Genomic DNA, 1,211 nt, shown 5'->3' with positions numbered 1-1,211 from the left:
CGAAAGTTCATCCTTGGGCCGATCAGGATCATCGGGGTCGCGAGACTCTGCCGAGCCGCGCTGAAAAAGCACTGCCGTCAGCATCACATAGGCCGACATCTGCAGGAATTCGCTCTCCCAGTTCTCAAAAAGCGCAGACAGAAAGTCCCCGCTTTTCAAATAGGCCATCAGCCCCACGGCAGCCCCTCCATGCTCTCGGAGCTCCTCGTTGTAGGCAGCATGTCCCGACCAGACCATGCCCACCAGGCTGACCAGGAACATAGCCACCAGGGTAATCGTCAGTCCATTATCGCGGAAAAATGATTTCAAAATTGCTCTCCAACCCGATCCGTACCTATTGTCGCCAGCAATCAAGAACCTCTGCCATTTCAACGATTTCGACCTGCTCGCTGAAGCGGGAACGATATAGTTCCATCAACGCATCGTGCGTCTGATCTGCCGAGCCACAGATGGCATCCGTCACAAGGACAACCCGAAAGCCTCGGTCCATTGCGCCGAACACGGTGGCAAGTACACAGACGTCAGTCTCGCCACCGGTAATCACCAGCGTGTTGATCCCCGAACCATTCAGCATCGCGTCGAGCCCGCCTTCCGTCCACGGCGAATAGACACGCTTATCGAGAACCCTCGCTGGGGGTACATAGCGGCCCAGAGACGGCATCAATCCGACGACTCTTGGATCGATATTGACAAGAGTGACTTCCGCCCAGCGATGATAATACCGCGCCCACATGCCCGGTCCTTCGCCCGGGCGGGCAGCTGGAATGAAGCGCGTGAAGATCGTTTGCCGCGGACGATGCGCCGTCAATTCCTCAATTGCCGGGAGCACCTTTTCGGCCCAAGGCACAGCCCAAGGGCTGCCAGGCCCGAACAGTTGCTGCATGTCGACGCACAAATGCAGGGAGCTTTTCCCCAGCGGACCGTGCACAAGGCCTTTCGCTGCCATGATCAGTCCAGCGCCCCCTCGTGAAAGAACTCAAACGTCGGAGTGCTAGCATCCGATCTGCTCTGTTCGGCTACAGGGAGTGCACACTTAGTGATTTTAAACCGCCGGCGCGTCATTGTCTCAATCACCTGGCCTTTTTCGCCTCCTGCACGTCGATGGCGTAAAGCAATTCGCCCTTTTGATCGCGTACTCGCACCAGCCACCCGGTCAGATCATCCGGGCCGGGCTGCAGGTCGCCGAGAAGGTCAACGGCGCGGCGCACCCC

Annotated in this window: 2 protein-coding genes; both read right to left on the bottom strand. The window is 58.1% G+C overall.

Features of this window, described 5'->3' with window-relative positions; genetic code table 11:
- The coding region (locus AC1DUU_RS32460; protein ID WP_476787393.1) for a DUF6766 family protein at window positions 1-309 on the bottom strand (309 nt) is incomplete at its 3' end.
- Window positions 310-334: 25 nt separating this feature from the next.
- Complete coding sequence (locus tag AC1DUU_RS32455) at window positions 335-946, bottom strand: cysteine hydrolase family protein (protein WP_476787392.1); 612 nt, start codon at window positions 944-946, stop codon at window positions 335-337.
- Window positions 947-1,211: the final 265 nt, after the last annotated feature.

It is taken from the genome of Aminobacter sp. P4_H6_2 (assembly GCF_056400805.1).
This window is presented reverse-complemented; position numbering and strand designations above follow the sequence as displayed.

Excerpts from the sequence above, each read along its gene's own strand:
- AC1DUU_RS32455 (WP_476787392.1), bottom strand. The coding sequence starts at position 946 with ATGGCAGCGAAAGGCCTTGTGCACGGTCCGCTGGGGAAAAGCTCCCTG.